Origin of the sequence: Gemmobacter caeruleus (genome assembly GCF_008271655.1) — a bacterium.
Taxonomy (GTDB): domain Bacteria; phylum Pseudomonadota; class Alphaproteobacteria; order Rhodobacterales; family Rhodobacteraceae; genus Gemmobacter; species Gemmobacter caeruleus.
Genome location: NZ_VKKX01000051.1, coordinates 244725 through 261801, shown reverse-complemented (window position 1 = coordinate 261801; position 17077 = coordinate 244725). Strand labels below are relative to the sequence as shown.

General features: G+C 64.7%; 19 protein-coding genes and 1 pseudogene. 11 read left to right on the top strand and 9 right to left on the bottom strand.

Going from position 1 to position 17077, the window contains the following annotated elements:
- The 3 genes from tnpC to tnpA all read right to left on the bottom strand — a co-directional run.
- On the bottom strand, positions 1–923 hold a 923-nt coding region (gene tnpC, locus FOA17_RS16825), incomplete at its 3' end, for an IS66 family transposase (RefSeq protein ID WP_149142666.1).
- Between the two features lie 57 nt (positions 924–980).
- Positions 981–1331 (bottom strand): IS66 family insertion sequence element accessory protein TnpB, encoded by a 351-nt coding sequence (tnpB, locus tag FOA17_RS16820; protein WP_149142665.1) that lies wholly within the window; start codon positions 1329–1331, stop codon positions 981–983.
- Positions 1328–1723, bottom strand: coding sequence for an IS66-like element accessory protein TnpA (tnpA, locus tag FOA17_RS16815; protein ID WP_149142664.1), 396 nt, complete (start codon positions 1721–1723; stop codon positions 1328–1330). The genes tnpB and tnpA overlap by 4 nt, the downstream gene beginning before the upstream one ends.
- Positions 1724–1955: 232 nt before the next feature.
- On the opposite strand from tnpA, the gene FOA17_RS16810 reads away from it, so the two are divergent.
- The 9 genes from FOA17_RS16810 (at position 1956) to FOA17_RS16775 (ending at position 9601) form a co-directional block, all read left to right on the top strand.
- Complete coding sequence (locus FOA17_RS16810; RefSeq protein WP_149142663.1) at positions 1956–2717, top strand: sigma factor-like helix-turn-helix DNA-binding protein; 762 nt, start codon at positions 1956–1958, stop codon at positions 2715–2717.
- A gap of 30 nt (positions 2718–2747) precedes the next feature.
- Positions 2748–2918, top strand: coding sequence for a hypothetical protein (locus FOA17_RS19795; protein WP_162528290.1), 171 nt, complete (start codon positions 2748–2750; stop codon positions 2916–2918).
- Position 2919: 1 nt separating this feature from the next.
- The gene (locus FOA17_RS16805) at positions 2920–3108 is read left to right on the top strand and encodes a helix-turn-helix transcriptional regulator (protein WP_149142662.1); all 189 of its coding nucleotides are present in this window, start codon (positions 2920–2922) and stop codon (positions 3106–3108) included.
- Positions 3109–3110: 2 nt separating this feature from the next.
- Positions 3111–6152, top strand: coding sequence for a bifunctional DNA primase/polymerase (locus tag FOA17_RS16800; protein ID WP_149142661.1), 3042 nt, complete (start codon positions 3111–3113; stop codon positions 6150–6152).
- Between the two features lie 131 nt (positions 6153–6283).
- Entirely contained in the window at positions 6284–7549 is a 1266-nt protein-coding gene (locus FOA17_RS16795; RefSeq protein ID WP_149142660.1) for a site-specific DNA-methyltransferase, read from the top strand.
- Entirely contained in the window at positions 7549–8025 is a 477-nt protein-coding gene (locus tag FOA17_RS16790; protein WP_149142659.1) for a hypothetical protein, read from the top strand. The genes FOA17_RS16795 and FOA17_RS16790 overlap by 1 nt, the downstream gene beginning before the upstream one ends.
- Positions 8022–8240 carry a DUF7220 family protein gene (locus FOA17_RS16785; protein WP_149142658.1) on the top strand — a complete coding sequence of 73 codons (219 nt, stop codon included), beginning with the start codon at positions 8022–8024 and terminating at the stop codon, positions 8238–8240. The genes FOA17_RS16790 and FOA17_RS16785 overlap by 4 nt, the downstream gene beginning before the upstream one ends.
- Positions 8240–8800 (top strand): phage terminase small subunit P27 family, encoded by a 561-nt coding sequence (locus FOA17_RS16780; RefSeq protein WP_203232348.1) that lies wholly within the window; start codon positions 8240–8242, stop codon positions 8798–8800. Before FOA17_RS16785 ends, FOA17_RS16780 begins: the two co-directional genes overlap by 1 nt.
- 114 nt (positions 8801–8914) lie before the next feature.
- A complete protein-coding gene (locus FOA17_RS16775) occupies positions 8915–9601 on the top strand; it encodes a recombinase family protein (RefSeq protein ID WP_149142656.1) in 687 nt (228 codons plus the stop codon).
- 83 nt (positions 9602–9684) lie between these two features.
- Here FOA17_RS16775 and arsJ read toward each other — a convergent pair whose 3' ends face one another.
- Positions 9685–10800: an organoarsenical effux MFS transporter ArsJ gene (gene arsJ / locus FOA17_RS16770; protein WP_238991861.1), complete on the bottom strand. Its 1116-nt coding sequence runs from the start codon at positions 10798–10800 to the stop codon at positions 9685–9687.
- Between the two features lie 121 nt (positions 10801–10921).
- Between arsJ and arsH the strand changes: the two are divergent.
- A pseudogene (gene arsH / locus FOA17_RS16765) lies at positions 10922–11452 on the top strand (arsenical resistance protein ArsH); the annotation flags it as partial.
- 111 nt (positions 11453–11563) lie between these two features.
- Here arsH and copM read toward each other — a convergent pair.
- From copM to FOA17_RS16745, 4 genes are all read right to left on the bottom strand, one after another.
- Positions 11564–13114 carry a CopM family metallochaperone gene (gene copM / locus FOA17_RS16760; protein WP_203232347.1) on the bottom strand — a complete coding sequence of 517 codons (1551 nt, stop codon included), beginning with the start codon at positions 13112–13114 and terminating at the stop codon, positions 11564–11566.
- A 114-nt stretch (positions 13115–13228) separates the two neighbouring features.
- Positions 13229–13714 (bottom strand): hypothetical protein, encoded by a 486-nt coding sequence (locus FOA17_RS16755; RefSeq protein ID WP_149142652.1) that lies wholly within the window; start codon positions 13712–13714, stop codon positions 13229–13231.
- Between the two features lie 6 nt (positions 13715–13720).
- Complete coding sequence (locus FOA17_RS16750) at positions 13721–14191, bottom strand: DUF411 domain-containing protein (protein ID WP_238991860.1); 471 nt, start codon at positions 14189–14191, stop codon at positions 13721–13723.
- A gap of 148 nt (positions 14192–14339) precedes the next feature.
- Complete coding sequence (locus FOA17_RS16745) at positions 14340–16604, bottom strand: heavy metal translocating P-type ATPase (protein WP_149142675.1); 2265 nt, start codon at positions 16602–16604, stop codon at positions 14340–14342.
- On the opposite strand from FOA17_RS16745, the gene FOA17_RS16740 reads away from it, so the two are divergent.
- Entirely contained in the window at positions 16563–16883 is a 321-nt protein-coding gene (locus FOA17_RS16740; RefSeq protein ID WP_203232349.1) for a hypothetical protein, read from the top strand. The two genes, FOA17_RS16745 and FOA17_RS16740, sit on opposite strands and share 42 nt — an antisense overlap.
- Here the strand turns inward: FOA17_RS16740 and FOA17_RS19790 are convergent.
- Positions 16873–17016: a hypothetical protein gene (locus tag FOA17_RS19790; protein WP_162528289.1), complete on the bottom strand. Its 144-nt coding sequence runs from the start codon at positions 17014–17016 to the stop codon at positions 16873–16875. The two genes, FOA17_RS16740 and FOA17_RS19790, sit on opposite strands and share 11 nt — an antisense overlap.
- Positions 17017–17077 lie beyond the last annotated feature (61 nt).

Below are 17077 nucleotides of genomic sequence, written 5' to 3'. Positions count from 1 at the left end.
GCCTGCAGGAGGCCCTGCCAGCCCTTCAGGTGTTCGCTCGGATGTTCGCCGCTCCGGTCACGCGAGAAGCGGAAGATCACCGCGGGCGGCGCAGTCCCGCCAAACGGGCGGTCGTCGCGCAGATAGGTCCAAAGCCGTGCGGTCTTCGTGCCGCCGCGAGCGAGCAAAGGCACGGTGGTGTCGTCACCATGCAGCCGTGTTGCCTCCCGGACATGCGCCTCGATCAGATCATGGAGTGGCTTGAGCAGCTCGGTCACCGCCCCAACCTGATCGGCGAGCGTCGAGAGGCACAGCTCCACACCTTCCCGTGCATAGCGCTCGGCCTGACGGTTCAAAGGCTGATGCTGGCCGTATTTTTCGTAGATGATCATCGCCAGAAGGCTCGGCCCTGCCCAGCCGCGCGGGATCGGGTGGAAAGGCGCAGGTGGCTGGCTGATCTTTTCACAAGCCCGGCAGGTGAACTTCTCGCGCACGGTCTGGATCACCTTCCACTGCCGCGGCACCACCTCCAGCGTCTCGGTGATATCTTCGCCCATCTTCACGATGCGATCCGACCCGCAGCAGGTGCAGGTTGTTGGCGCTTCGATCACCACCCGCTCGCGCGGCAAATGCTCAGGGAATGGCTTGCGCACCGGTTTTTTGCGCTCGAACGCCGCGACTTTCGTGGTCTTTTCGACCCGCGCCGCATCCTCGGCTGCATCGGTCACCAGTTCCTCCAGTTGCAATTCCAACTGGTCGATCAGCCGCGACGTCCGTTCCGATCTGTGGCCATATTGCTCGCGCTTGAGCAGCGCGATCTCGAGCTTGAGGCCTGTAATCATCGCCTCGGAGGTCGAGACCACCGCGCGAACCTGCGCCAGTTCGGCCTTGGTGGCCGCCAGCTCAGCACGCAGTTTTTCGAGTTCAGAGGTGAAATTGGACATGCCAGCTTCTATCATGGGAAGCCGCATAATCCAACAAATACAGGCGTTTCCGATGGATCAACCGATCTTTTTCGGCCTCTGGGTCCAGCGCGGATTGCGCCAGTCGATTCCGTCCAGAAGATAGCCTACCTGGGCTGCGGATATCGCAACAGCCTCGCCCGTGGCGCTCGAGGGCCAGACAAATTTGCCGGCCTCAAGGCGTTTTGCGTATAGGGATGTGCCGATGCCATCGAACCACAAAAGTTTCACCATGTCGGCCTTGCGCCCGCGAAAGCAGAAGATCTCGCCACTATGGGGATCGCGACCGAGACCCTGCTGCACTTTCAGCGCCAGCGAATTCATCCCGCACCGCATGTCTGTCACGCCGCCGGCGATCCAGACCTTCGTGCCCGCCGGAAACGCGATCATGACCGCACCTTCAAGTTATTGAGTAGCCGCGCAGCTGCCTCCATGTCAAAGTCAGACGGGATCGCCACGCGAAATCCCGGACCAAGATCGACGGTCATGACCGACGATTGCTGCACGGGGGCACCATCCGGGGGACCAAAGCCATCTTCCACCGGAACAACCCGCAAAAATTGCGGGCCACAACCCAGCAAGCCGTGCTTGTGCCGATAACGCCAATCATAAAGTTGAGACCGAGAAACATCATGGCGCCGCGCAACGTCGGCCAAGGATGCGCCAGCCTGATAGCTTTCTTCTATGATGCGAACCTTCTCGGCCTCCGCCCAGCGGCGACGACGGCCTGTGTCCGAAACCGATAAAACCTGAATGCGGGGGGTGTCTTCGTGTGCGTCCATGAGGACGTCCGCTAACACGCAAAACACAAAACCAACCAGACGGCCCTCGGCGCAAGCTTACTAACTACGTCGTGACCTTGCCCGCTGAGGCGATCTGCCCGGCCTGCGAAGCCAAGAACCGGACCTGATCTGACACCGGGCGCCCCCGCGGCGCCCGTTTCTCTCTCCCATTCCCGAAACCCTCTGCGAGCCCCCGTGAGGCGCCAGACGCCCGGCCGAAAGGCTGGACGTCATGCGCGCCTCCTGGTCCGCACTCCACACATCCCTCATCCGCAAACTGAACCTCAGATCGTCGCAGGTCGATTTCCAAGCGATGCGGCAGGCCGATCCGGAACTCGCCGCCTTCGGATCCATTCCTGCTCTTCTGGAGCATCAGCACGCGCGTGACGGCGATCCGGCAGCACGCTTCGCTGTCATACGCGCACTTGTGATGGCAGCGCAGTCAGATCAGCGGTACCGATCGGCCGCGCATCTGATGGTGATCGTGGCGCTCTGGCCCGGCCTCGATGCCGTGTTCTGGCGCCTGTCACGAGGGTTCCCGGATCGACGCGATGATCTGCCGGCGGAGATTGTCGCCCGTATCGGCGAGGCCATACTCACCCTGGATCTCGACCGAGTCACGGCGGTCACGGCGACGCTGCTGCTCAACGTGGAGCGCGATATCCGGCGGGACATGGTTGCGACGCGAGTGGTCGGCGAAACCCTGAAGTCTATTGCCGATCCTGTTATTGAGGCGCGTGTCGTAGAGACGGTCGAGTCCGTGGAGGTCCAGCCTCAGGACCTTACCGATCACCTTGCCTGCCTGGCACAGCGGGACGCGACGCTGTTGCGGCGGGTGTTCGTCTTTGGCGAAACCCAGGAGGAGGCCGGGCGTGCGCTTGGCCTTGAGCCGGCCGCTGCTCGCAAGCGATACCAGCGCGCCCTCGCGAAACTCCGGTTGCAGCAGAAAGTTCCGCCCGTCCTGTCCCATTCCGGCTCGCCGGTTGGCCTTTGATCTTCTGAAGGCCCTTCGAGGAGAAGCCGGATGGACGGAGATCAGGACGAGTATGAGAAGTTGCCGGGCTACTACCGGCCCTGGGACCTGGCGCAGGTTATCCTCGCCGGGCGGCGCTATCGCATCGAGGACGTCGGCGTGCTGTCCGACGGGGGTGCGCTCTTTGCCATTTACGTGGCCGCTGCGCCCGGGGTGGTCTGAGATGGCCACCCGCCCAACCTGGCTGACCACCCTGGAACTGGCCGACCGCTGGCGCATGACGACGCGCACGCTGGAGCGCTGGCGGGCGGAACCCTATGGACCCGCCTGGCACCACATCGGCGGCAAGGTCCTCTACCTCCTGGATGACATCCTCGCCTACGAGGATCGGCACCGGCGCAAGGGCGGCTGACCATGGCGCGGGGCCAGGAACATGGGCCCGCGCAACAGCACGAAGACGACACCCAGGCTGCCAGCGGCGGCCCGAACGGCATTGGCTATCCGACCTATTCGGAGGTGTCCCTCAAGCTTCTCGATAACGGCTACGAGCCGGTGCCGCTCCATCCTGGACGGAAGTCACCGCGGCCATCAGGCTGGTCAACGGCGATCATTGACGAAGCGCAGGTTCGCAGATGGAACGCTGAGTTCCCCAGTGCGGGCGTGGGCATTCGGACTGGCGACGTGGTGGGCATCGATATCGACGTCCTGGACCCGGACATTGCCCACCAGATGGGGCAGATCGTCGAGGCGAATACCGGCGCCACCTTGATGCGGGTGGGGCTCTGGCCGAAGCGACTTTACCTGGTCAGGACCGACAGACCCTTCGCCAAGAAATCCATCCGGAAGCTGGAGATCCTCGGCAAGGGCCAGCAGTTTGTCGCGTTCGGCATCCATCCCGACGCCCGGAAACCCTATTACTGGACCGGCGAGACACCGTTGGATGTTCCAGTGTCCGACCTGCCGCTGGTGGACGAAGCGACATGCGCGGATCTGCTCAACGAACTCGCAGCCCTCCTTCCACCGATTGGCGCCCAGCAGCGGAAGAGTAGAACCGGAGGTCCATCCGGCGAGTCCACTGGGCCCACCCGAAATAAGAACGGTCTGGTCCTCGACGGTCGGGACGGCTGGCTCTCTGCTACGGCCTTCCACGTCGTCCATGACGCGATTGATGCTGGGCAGCCTTTGGACGCCGTAGCGCTTGCCGGCCGGGTCTGGCTGCGGTTCTCCGGTTCCACGGATCTTTTCCGACCGAAGAAGGACGGAACCACCCGATACAGTTTCCACGATGCGCTGAGGAAGGTCCGGGACAAGCTGTCCCTCCACGGAGTCGGTCGTCTGCCGTCCCGCGGGGCACCCGAAGCGATCCCGGTTGAGGTCGAGCCGGGGCTCCCGTTGGAAGAGGCGCGCGCGGTGCTGTCCGACACGATTGCCTCGTTCTGCGCTGGGGCGGAAGCCTGGCTCGCCTCGGACCGAGCCGAACGCGCTCCCCGGATCGGCATCCGTGCGACCGTCGGTCTCGGCAAATCGGCCGTTTCGCGCAATCACCTCCTTGCATTGCAGGCGCGTCTCCGGGATGCCGGCCTGCCGCATCGCATCGTGGTCTTCGTGCAATCTCTGGCCTTGGCCGATGAGGCAGCCGTGGGCTGGGCTGTCCAGGGCGTGAAGGTCGCTGTCCATCGCGGATATGAGGCGAAGATGCCGGGCCTGGACCGGCCGATGTGTCGGGACCTCGAAATGGTCCGCATGGCCGTCACCTGCGGGTTGCCGGTATTCCAGAACGCCTGCATGCGGCGCGGCAAGGGGCGGTGTCACAACTTCGAACTCTGCGTGAAGCAGTCGAACCTTCGGGAGATCGAAACGGCGGACATTGTCCTTGCCGCCTACGACAGCCTCTTCACCGGGCTGTCGATCAATGCGGACAGTGTCGCGCTCATGGTGATCGACGAGGGCTGCTGGGAGCGGGCCGCCAAAGAGGTTCGCATCGATTTGGGCGAGATTACTCAGCCGGACGCAACCGGAGAGCCGCGCTTTGCCGACCAACAGGAGGAGGAGCGTGCCTGGGAGGAGCTCTTCGCTGTCAGGAACAAGGTCGCCCGGGCAATAACGGCGGGTGGACCCGGTCCGGTTGCACGCCGGCACCTGGACGCGATCGGGTTGACACCGGAGTGCTGCGCGCGGGCTGCCGATTTGGAAGTCCGCCTTCGCGTCGATCCCGGATTGCGCCCCGGCTTGCCGCAGGCGGCACGCAGGCGGGCCACCGACCTCTCCCGGGAAGCCAATCGATCCCTCCGGCGCGAGGTGTTGTTCCGTGCGCTGGAGAGCCTCCTCCGCACGGTGGAAGATCAGGATGGCCGGATTCAGGTGCTGCCACCCGATCCCGTGACCGGTGGCGTGACCGTCAGGGTGACGGGAGTTCACCAGATCGACCCAAGCCTCTCCGGGCTACCGATCCTGCACCTCGATGCAACGCTGCGACCGGAGCTCGCCGAGACTGTGCTTCCGGTTCTGGAGATGACAAGCGTCGTTGCAACCGCGCCGCACATGACCGTGACTGCCGTCTGCGGCAGCTTCGGCAAGGCGACCCTGGTCGAGGACCCGAAGGCCAGTTTCGAGGAGAATCTGCGCCGACGGAACCGCCTGCAGGAATGCGTCGACCACGTTCGGTGGCAGGCGGCCCGCGTTGCGCCGGGGCGTGTGCTGGTGGTGACCTACAAGCAGATCGAGGCAGCATTCGCCGGAATTCCCGGTGTCGAGACTGGCCACTTCAAGGCGATTGCCGGTCTGGATGTCTACAAGGACGTCGCCCTCCTGATCGTCATCGGCCGGCCGCTGCCGGGAAACGATGATCTTGGGCACCTCACCAGCGCCTACCTTGGGCATGTGCCCACGGGCGCCTACCACCGGGTCCGCCGGGGCCTTCTCATGCGGGATGGATCACGGCGCACCATCGCCGCCCTGGAGCACGAGGACCCCCGTGCCGAGTTGCTTCGCGCGGCAGTCTGCGACGATGAAGTCATCCAGGCAATTGGTCGCGGTCGAGGCGTGAACCGGACGATGTCCGATCCGCTCGAGGTCCAGGTGCTGGCGGACGTTGCGCTGCCGGTCGTTTATAACCGTGTCGTTGGTTGGGACAGCTGCGTGGCGGACGTGGTTCAGCGGATGCTATTGGCAGGTGTGGCGGTCGACAGTCCTGCAGATGCGGCGGTACTGCATTCCGGTCTTTTCGAGACGGTCGCAGGGGCAGATCATGCGTTCAGGCGGGCGGGATTTAACCGCCAAAACCCTATAGGAGATACTTATAGGGAAATGGCGGTTAAATCGGCTCGCTACCGACGTGGTGGTCGCGGGCATTCGTGGCAGCGCGCATGGTGGATCGACGGGACGTGCGCGGGTGTTCGAGCCAGGTTGGAAGCCGCAATCGGTCCGATTGCTGACTGGATCCCATACGGCGACTGACGCGAAATGCCTTCTCGGTAGCTGTCGCCGAATATCGGAGATTGTCAGAAAATGTCATTCTATCAATAGCTTGATCCCAGGAATATACTGCCACCACCCCGCAGGAATGCCGAGGGGGGCAAGGAGGACGAATGTCAGCGGTGCAAGCACTCGCAATCGACTATCGACCGATCGATGGTTTGATCCCTTATGCGCGCAATGCCCGGACGCACTCGGAGGCGCAAGTCGCGCTGATTGCGGGGTCGATCCGGGAATACGGCTTTACCAATCCGGTGCTGGTTGATGGCGCGAACGGTATCATCGCGGGCCATGGTCGGGTGATGGCGGCGCGCAAGTTGGGGCTGGCAGAGGTGCCGGTGATTGAATTGGCGCATCTGAGCGAGGCGCAGAAGCGGGCCTATGTGCTGGCCGACAACCAGCTTGCCCAGCAGGCGGGATGGGATCGCGACCTGCTGGCGCTTGAGCTCGGCGATCTGGCGGAGCTCGGCGTTGATCTGGGCGATCTTGGCTTTGATCCTCGGGAGTTGGACAATTTGCTTGGAGCGGGTGAGGCTGACCCGCGCGAGGACGAGGTCGGTCCTGTCCCCGTGATCGCGGTCTCTGCTCCGGGCGACATCTGGCAGTTGGGCAGCCATCGGGTGATGTGCGGTGACGCCACGAACCCGGCAGATGTCAGCGCCCTGCTCGAGAAGGTGCGCCCCCATCTGATGGTCACGGATCCGCCCTATGGAGTTTCATATGATCCCGACTGGCGCAATCGGGCTGGCATTGCCGAGACCCGGCGTGTCGGCAAGGTTGCCAACGACCATCGCGCAGACTGGCGGGAGGCCTGGGCGCTCTTTTCGGGGGAGGTTGCCTATGTCTGGCATGGGGCGCTTCATGCAACCACGGTGGCGGAGAGCCTGATCGCCAGCGGCTTTGACATCCGCTCGCAGATCATCTGGGCCAAGGAGCGGCTGGTCCTCAGCCGGGGGGACTATCACTGGCAGCATGAGCCCTGCTGGTATGCGGTCCGACAAAAGGGCCGCGGGCATTGGAGTGGCGATCGCAAGCAGACAACGCTTTGGTCCATCGCCAGTCGCGATCAGGATGCCGCAACGGTTCACGGCACACAAAAGCCGGTCGAATGCATGCGCCGACCGATCCTGAACAACTCCAGCCCCGGGCAAGTGGTCTACGAACCCTTTGCAGGCTCTGGCACGACAATCATCGCTGCCGAGACGACGGGCCGGTCCTGCCTGGCGATGGAGTTGGACCCGGCCTACGTTGATGTCATCGTCGCCCGCTGGCAATCCTTCACGGGGGGCGAGGCTTGCCTTGCAGGGCACGGCGGTAGCTTTACGGCGGTCAAGGCAGACCGTGAGGCAATCCGCAGCGCAACGCAGGGGGCCACCTGATGGGACGCCCCGAACGATGCCTCAGCGACGCACAGAAGGCGGAGGTCGAGACCCTCGCGGCGGTTCTGACCGCGCAGCAGGTGGCTGACTACTTTGGCATCGGCCGCACCACCTTCTTTGCCATGATGGAGCGCGATCCCGAGATTGCGGAACGATATAAACGGGGGAAGGCCAAGGTCATCGGGGCAATTGCCCAAGGGCTGATCGCCAAGGCCCGCAGCGGTGATACGGCGTCGATGATTTTCTTTCTGAAGACGCAGGCGGGCTGGCGCGAGGTGGCGCCGCTGGAGGACATCGATGCGCAGGTGCAGCCGGCCCGGTCGGGAGATGGCGTCCAGATGCTGCATGCTTATCTGGATCAGATTGCAGCGCGGGGAAAGGCCGCCCCGAGCCTGATCATCGAGGAGACGCATGATGGTGGCCTCATGCTCACCACGGAGCCTGTGCTGGACGGCGAAAGCGAGGAAGCAAGGTGAAGCAGTCCCGTCGCCTCTCCTTCCTCGAAGCCCTGTCGAATGTCATCCTTGGCTATGGGCTTGCTGTGCTGACCCAGCGGGCAGTGTTTCCGGCTTTCGGGCTGGAGACGACGCTTGCAGAGGAGATGCAACTTGGCGCGGCGTTCACGGCAATGTCGCTTCTGCGCAGTTATCTGCTGCGCCGGCTGTTCGCGGCCCTTGATGGGGAAAACTGATGGCAAAGGGGCCAAAGCCGCAACCGACGGCGCTGCGCCGGCTAGCGGGGAACCCCGGCAAACGGGGCTACAATCATGCCGAGCCCCAGATCATGGGCGGTCCGCCAGACTGTCCGCCGCATCTTTGTGCTAAAGCCCAGGAGGAATGGCATAGGCTTGCCGAAGGCCTCTATACCTCTGGAGTTGTGACCATCGCGGATCGGGCGGCGTTTGCGGCCTACTGCCAATGCTACGCCCGCTGGGTCGAGGCAGAGGAGAAGCTTGCGGCCACGCCGACCTTGCTGAAGACGCCCTCTGGCTACATCCAGCAGTCGCCCTGGCTTTCGGTTGCGAACAAGCAGCTGGAACTGATGGGCAGGTACATGGCCGAACTTGGGCTGACCCCTGCCGCCCGAACTCGCGTTGCGGCCGTTGCGGCGATCCCGGAAGACGCAGCAAAGATCACGAAGATTGAGCTTGTCATGGTCGGGCGCGATGCAGAGGGCAATTGGGTTAAACGACCGATCAACGACATCACGCCCGAGCCGCAGCAGATCGACCATGTGCCGCCCATCGAGTGACACGCTCTTCTATTTAAGTCATTTGGATCAACGCATTACGGCTACACTTCCATTGCTGTTCTACAGTACAAATCTGCGCAACGAACGTTAGGCAGATGTGTACAGGGGGCGGCAATGGCGGCAGAGCAGCGGTTGGTAGCTTACGACCGGGTCTCAACGGCCAGGCAAGGGGCCAGCGGGCTTGGCCTGGAAGCGCAACGCAAAGTGATAGACCAGTTCGCCGCCTCTCGGGGCGCAGAGGTCCTGGCACGGTTCACCGAGATCGAAAGCGGCAGCAAAACCGACCGGCCTGAGTTGGCGAAAGCGCTCCATCTTGCCAAGGTCACCGGTGCCACCCTGGTCATTGCCAAGCTGGACCGACTGTCTCGAAATGCCGCTTTCCTTCTTGCCATGCGAGACAGCGGCGTCAAATTCATTGCTGTTGACATGCCAGAGGCCAATGACCTGACCGTCGGGATAATGGCCCTCGTGGCGCAAGCAGAGCGCGAGGCAATCTCACGGCGCACCAAGGAGGCGCTGGCCGTGGCCAAAGCGCGCGGCACCAAGTTGGGTAATCCGAACGGGGCGGCCGCCTTGCGCAAGGCCGGAAAAGGCGGTGTCGCTCTTCGCAAGGCCGTGACGGCGAATGCTGCCCAGCACGCAACCGACCTTGCGCCCGTCATCGCCGATATCCGGGCAGCGGGACACAGCAGCCTCCGTGCAATCGCGGACGAACTGACCGCGCGGGGCATGCTCACGCGACAAGGTGGCCAATGGCATGTTTCAAACGTCAGGAACTTGTTGAAAAGGGTGGCAAGGTAAGGGCAGACGTACTGGCGAGGAGGCATCAGAAAACTTGCTGACGCAGAGGCAATGCCCCGGCCCATAGTGGGCCGTCGCAGGTGCTACTGCGTTGCAAGGCGGCGCGCGGCCAGGCAGTTTGCCAGCGCCAGAGTCCCTGCGGTTGCCAGGCAAAGCGAGAGACCGCCAACCTGATAGCTGAGACCAGAGAGAAGCGTTCCGATCAGGCGCCCTGCGGCGTTCGCCATGTAGTAAAAGCCGACATCTCGGGTGATCCGTTCGGCTGATCCGAAGGCGAGGATCAGGTAGGAGTGGACCGAGGAGTTCACCGCAAAGACGAAACCGAAGGCGAGTAGCCCAAGGATCAGCGTGACGGTAAGCCATGCCGTGGGTTCTCCTGCGATGGCCGCTGCACCCGCAAGCAGGAAGGGGATTGGCACGAGACGTCCGGACCATTGGACGGCCTTGCGGGTCGTCGCCTCAAGGGATTGTCCCTTTGGTCCAAGCAGTCGCGGGGCGATGGCCTGAACCGCGCCATAGGCGATGATCCAGAGCGCCATGAACCCGCCGACAAGGAAGAAGGCCTCGCGCCGCCCCTCAGCCGTGCCGTCAGACAGGACGGACTGGAAATAGACGGGGATGCCCACGACGAACCAGACATCCCGTGCGCCGAAGAGAAACAGGCGGGCAAGGCTCAGGCGGTTGACGCGGCTGTCCCCGGACCGCCAGCCGCCCCAAGCCTCGTCAGCCTTCAGCCGCCCGGGCAGGCCTGCGGGAAGAAACAGGATCACGGCAATCAGGATGATGGTCAGGACAGCCGCCATCCCCCAGACCGCCGCGTTGAACCCGGCCAGGGCAAGCAGGGCGGCGCCAAGGAAAAACCCTGCGCCCTTGATCGCGTTCTTCGATCCGGTCAGCAGCGCGACCCAGCGGAAAAGGCTGCCGTCTCCGGCCGGAGCCAGCAGCTTCACGGCCGATTTCGAGGACATCTTGGCAAGGCCCTTGGCCACGCCCGACAGGCCCTGCACCGCCATGACAAAGGTGACCGAGGCAGGGATGGACCAAGCCGGGTCAAGCTGCGCCAATGCGGCCAGCGCGCCGATCTGCAGCGCAAGGCCGCCATAAAGCGTCGCGGCAAGCCCCAGGCGGGCGGCCAGCCAGCGGCAAGGTTGCTGCCGATCCCCGCCACCCGGGACCCACCGGCGAACCGAATCAGCCAATCTTGACAATAGTTTGATTAAGTCCCCTACCTAGTCAGGACTCACAACCAATAGATGACGGGCTGCGAGGGCACAGGCCGAGAGGAAGAGGATCGGGTAACGGTCATAGCGGGTGAACGCGGAGACGCGGATACTCAACCCCTCCGGCCTGCCGCTGCCCGATGATGCCCCCGCCGATCACCCCAAGGTGGCGGAACTGCGCGATCTGGTCGGATGGTGCGATGGCATGGTCTGGTGCTCGCCCGAGCGGCACGGGGCGATGACCGGCATCATGAAGGCGCAGATCGACTGGATCCCGCTGTCCATCGGCGCCGTTCGACCGACCCAAGGCAAGACGCTGGTGGTGATGCAGGTCAGCGGCGGCTCACAAAGCTTCAACGCGGTCAACCAGTTGCGCATCCTCGGCCGCTGGATGCGCTGCCTGACGATTCCCAACCAGTCCTCGGTCCCGAAAGCATGGGGCGAGTTCGACGAAAATGGCCGGATGCGGCCGTCGCCCTGCTACGACCGGATCGTCGACGTAATGGAAGAACTGGTGAAGTTCACCCTGCTGACCCGCGACATCCGCGAGCACCTCGTGGACCGTTATTCCGAGCGGAAGGAGACCGGCGAGGCGCTGATCGCCCGCGTGAACCGAACGGCGGGAGCTTGACATTTCTGGCCCGTCGCTCGGGCAGATCCCGGACCGGCTGAGGTCATGGTGATCCTGGATCCGGAGGTTGCGGCGATAAGTGGCGTCGGGCGTGAACCCGACGCCGTTCGTTCAGCGGGCCAATCCGCCATACACGATGCCGTTCGGTCGATCGCCGACCGGAACGGTGCGGATGACGGTCTGGGTGGCAGCGTCGATGATCGAGACGCTGTCGTCGGCGATGTTGGTCACGAACACATAGGCCCCATCGGCCGAGGCCGACACGCCGTGGGCGCCGCCGCCGGTGGTGATGGTCTTCACCACTTGTCCGGTCGCCGTGTCGATCACGGAGACGGTGTCGTTCGGCGCCGCCTCGGTGCCTTGGTTGGCCACATAGACCGAACCTCCGTCCGCGGTCACGAAGACCTGGATCGGGTTCGGCCCCACGTCCACCTTGCCCGTGACCTGCCGGGATGCGGTGTCGATGATCGCAACGCGGTTTTCATCGCGAAGTGAGACGTAGACCTGATCGCCCGCAGGCGTGAACCCGACCTGGACGGGCGCGGCGCCCACCGGAATCCGGGCGACCTCGGCAAGGCTTGCCGTGTCGATGACGGACACCGACCCGTCCTCGACATTGGCGACATAGAGTTCGGCTTCGTTCGGGCTGAGCCGCAGACCATGCGGATAGTCGCCCGTCGCGATGCGCCCGATGACCTCGGCCCGTGCGAGATCCACCACCGCGATCGCGTCGCCGCCGGCCAATGAGACAAAGGCGCGCCCCAGTCGGTCAGCGACGACATGAGCCGGATGGGAGCCCACCGCGACCGTCGCCCCGGGGGTCGAGATATCCTGCGGATCGAGAATGACCAGCACACCGGCGGCGGCGCCGTCCCCGCCGTGCCCATGGCCGTCCGATCCGTGATCGCCCTCGACGGCAGGATCCCCGACCGCCACCAGGAGCTCGCCGTCAGGCGTCAGATCGACGTTGTGGGGCGCGACCGGGATCAACACCGTCCTGACCGCCCCGGTTCCGAGATCGATGGCGCTGATGGAATTGCCGCCTTCATTGGCAGAGTAGACGGTCCCGCCTGCCCGACCGAGGGCCGCAGGTTCCTCCCCGGCGTTTGCCTCCAGCCATGCCTGCATTTCGGCGATCTCGCGCTCCTGCGCCTCGATGATCTGGGCGGCCCACGCTTTCGTTTGCGGATCGTCGCCGTATTGCTGGACGATCTTCGCCATGTCGATTGCACCCTGATGGTGCGGGATCATGCCGCGGACGAAGGCGACATCGGGGTCTTCGGCCATGACCCCGTCCATCATTGGCCCGTGCATTGCATTCATCGCATCGACATAGGCCCTGGTGAAGTCGGGAAGGTTGCTGCTGGCGGGGGCCGCTTCCGCGTCAGGCGCGCCCATCATTCCCTTCATCATGCCGCCCTGCATCATCAGGTGCATCGCACCCATGCATTCGGGGGACATGGCCTGCATCATGGCCTGACACTGCTCCGGCATTCCCTGCATCGTGGGTATTGCCGCGAAAGGAGGCGTGGGCGCGGGAGCTTGCTCGGTTTGCACCTGGGGGTTCCCGGGGTGGTGGGCGTCATGCTCGGCTTGGGCCAGAGCGACGGCGGGCAGCCCTGTCAGGAGACTGACGGAAAGGGCAATTGCAGTTCGTTTCATGGGGTTCATCCTTTTGTACCGGGAGGACCGGCGTCGCTCACCGACGCAGGGTTCCGTGTTTGTCTGATTGCAGCGGCCCGAGGAGGATCAGGACCCTCCCGGACATTGCGCGACCTACGCGCCGGTGATCAGACGTGGAGGTTTCAGGATGCCCGCGGGGATTCGCCCAAGGCGATCCGGCCTCATGTGGCTCGGTTGGGGGCTACTCAAATTGGGGGACAGCGACTGCGTCTCGGGAAGGATGGCGGCGACCAGGCATGCCTGGCAGCAGTCGAGCAGTCCCGGTCCAGTCTCATCGGGATCGCAGTGCTTGACGGGAACCTCGTCGCCGTCGCCCGATGCATGGGCGCAAGGCTGCATCATTTCGGCAACGGCCGCGTCGTGGTGGGCGGAATGCCCTCCCGGGCTCACATGCGCCACCGACTGCAGAAGGAAGGCGCCGAAGGCGAATAGCAGGAGCCCGATCGACAGATGCCGCAGCCAGTCGCGCCGCACCCGGAACACCGCCCGCGCGCGCCCGATGACGATCCGGCCACCCTCGCGGGTGGTGCGTGCCGGGGCACGATCGGACAGCGGGCTGGTCACGGGTTTAGCGATCATGCGCGATCAGATCTCCTGTGCGCCGTGGAAGCGCGAAAACGCCTTGTGGCCGGAGGCATCGAACAGCAGCACCTCATACCGTTCCGGCTCGACGCCGGGGAAATCCATGCCGGGCGAACCGGCGGGCATCCCCGGCACCGCAAGGCCGATGGCTTGCGGTCTTTCGGCCAGCAGGCGGCGCAGGGCGGCTGCCGGGACATGGCCTTCGATCACGTATCCGTCCACCTCGGCGGTATGGCAGGAGGCGAGATCCGCCGGCACGCCGAGCCGCTGCTTCAGGCTGAACACGTCGTCGGATTCGAACACCCGCACCAGGAAGCCGGCGGCCTCGATATGCGCGACCCAGCCATCGCAGCAGCCGCAGCTGGGATCCTTGGTGACCGTCACCAGTGGCAGCGTCTCGGCCCGCAGGGGACCGGGAAGGGAAAACGCCAGGGGAAGCACGCCGGCAGCCGCCAGAATGGCGCGTCGGCTCATGGTGAGATCGTTTAGCATCGTCAAACCTCGATTGTGGATTTCATTCTCTCGCCGTCCCGGTTCGGGCGCGACGCACGAAGGGGTGAGCAGGCGCCTGCGCGGCAGTTTGTCGCCTGCCGCAGCCCCGGGCGGATGGCCTCGCCAGCCGTCACAGCTTCACCCCCCGCAACCGTGCCGCGTTGGCGATCACGCTGACCGACGACAGCGCCATCGCCGCCGCCGCGATGATCGGCGACAGCAGGATGCCGAAGAACGGGTAGAGCACGCCCGCCGCCACCGGCACGCCGAGCGCGTTGTAGATGAAGGCGAAGAACAGGTTCTGGCGGATGTTACCCATGACGGCCTCCGAAAGGCGCCGGGCCCGGACGATGCCGGTCAGATCGCCCTTCAGAAGCGTGACTCCCGCGCTCTCCATCGCCACGTCGGTGCCGGTGCCCATGGCGATGCCGACATCGGCCGCCGCAAGCGCGGGCGCGTCGTTGACGCCGTCGCCGGCCATCGCCACCACCTCTCCCGCTGCCTTGTGCCGCTGGACGACGGCGCTCTTCTGGTCGGGCAGGACTTCCGCCTCGACCTCGTCGATGCCGAGCTGGCGCGCGACCGCCTTGGCCGTGGTCCAGTTGTCGCCGGTCAGCATGACGACGCGGATCCCCTGTGCCTTCAGCGCGGCAAGCGCCTCGGGCGTCGATGCCTTGACCGGATCGGCGATGGCGAAGATCGCGGCGACGCGGCCGTCGACCGCCATGAAGATCGCCGTCGCCCCGTCCGCGCGCAACTGGTCGGCATGTTCCGCCAGCGGCGCGACATCGACGCCCTGCTCGGCAAGGAACTTCGCATTGCCGAGCGGGATGCGTTTGCCCTCGACCACCCCGAGCGCGCCCTTGCCGGTCGGCGAGTCGAAATCGGCAACCGGCGCGAGTTCGAGCCCGCGCTCCTCGGCGGCGCGGACGATGGCCAGCGCCAGCGGATGCTCGCTGGCGCGTTCGACGCTCGCGGCAAGGTGCAGGGCTTCTTCCTCGGTGAAGCCCTCTGCGGGAACGATGGCGGTGACCGCGGGCCGGCCCTCGGTCAGCGTGCCGGTCTTGTCGACGATGATCGTGTCCACTTTCTCCATATGTTCCAGTGCCTCGGCGTTCTTGATCAGCACGCCCGCCTGCGCGCCGCGCCCGACGCCCACCATGATCGACATCGGCGTGGCGAGGCCAAGCGCACAGGGGCAGGCGATGATCAGGACCGAAACCGCCGCGATCAGACCGAAGGACATGCGCGGCTCCGGCCCCCAGATCGACCAGGCGATGAAGGCGAGGATCGCGACGCCGATCACCGCCGGAACGAACCAGCCCGAAACCTGATCGGCAAGGCGCTGGATCGGGGCGCGCGAGCGCTGCGCCTCGGCGACCAGCTGGACGATCTGCGACAACATGGTGTCGCGGCCGACCTTCTTCGCTTCGATCACCAGCGCCCCGGACTGGTTCATGGTGCCGCCGATAGCCTTCGAGCCCGCCTCCTTGGTCACCGGCATCGACTCGCCCGTCACCATCGATTCATCGACGGCGCTGCGGCCCTCGATGACCTCGCCATCCACCGGTACCTTCTCGCCGGGACGCACCCGAAGGCGGTTGCCGACCTGTACGGTATCGAGCTGAACCTCTTCCTCGGTGCCGTCGTCGCGGATCAGCCGGGCAGTCTTTGGCGCAAGGTCAAGCAGGGCACGGATCGCGCCGCTGGTGCTCTCACGCGCCCGAAGTTCCAGCACCTGCCCGAGCAGGACGAGGACGGTGATGACCGCCGCCGCCTCGAAATAGACCGCGACCGAGCCGTCATGCTGCCGGAAGGCATCCGGGAAAATGCCCGGCATCAGCACCGCCACCATGCTGTAGACCCAGGCCGCCCCCGTGCCCATGGCGATCAGGGTGAACATGTTGAGACTGCGGTTGACCAGCGACTGCCAGCCGCGCTGGAAGAAGGGCCAGCCCGCCCAGAGGACGACGGGAGTCGCAAGGATCAGCTGCAGCCAGTTCGAGGTCCGCTGCCCGATATAGTGATTCAGCCCGAGGAAATGTCCGCCCATCTCGAGGATCACCACCGGAATCGCCAGCGCCAGCCCGATCCAGAACCGCCGCGTCATGTCGATCAGTTCTTCGTTCGGCTCGGCGTCCAGGCTGACCAGCACCGGCTCCAGCGCCATGCCGCAGATGGGACAGCTTCCCGGCCCGACCTGCCGGATCTCCGGATGCATCGGGCAGGTGTAGACCGTCCCCTCCGGCACCGGCTCGGCTGCTGCCGCCGTGGCGGGATCGAGGTAGCGTTCCGGCTCGGCCATGAACTTGGCCGAGCAACCCGCCGAGCAGAAGTAATAGGTCCGGCCGGCATGCTCGGCCTTGTGCTGGGCCGTGTGCGGATCGACCATCATGCCACAGACGGGATCCTTCACCCGGTGGGCATCGTCAGCCGCCCCGCTCTCCGTGTGCTGTGGATGATCGCTCCCGTGCCGGTGCGCGGAATGATCGTGCGCGTGGTCGTGATGATGTCCGGAGCGGTGACGCTCGCCTTCAGCATCCTGCCCCGCATTCGGGACAACCGGATGATCTTGTTCGGTTCTGTTGGCCATGGCCCACCTCTTCGTCGAATTGCCCGCTACGCGGCTTGTGATCGTCCTGCACCTTCCAGCGATGGCAAGGTCAAGACATGATGCCGAGCGTGCGGGTCTCGGCGGACAAGCCAAGCGGCGCCGTTGCCTGCGCCACAACGGCGCGCGGAAGCTGGGCGGCGGCAAGCGCCGCCGCGCTTGCGGCGAGAAAGCCGCGTCGCAAAAGGATGTTCATTGTCGTCTCCTCGGGACATCCCGTCCCGTTCATCAAAACCGATGGGACGCCGCAGGCCTCG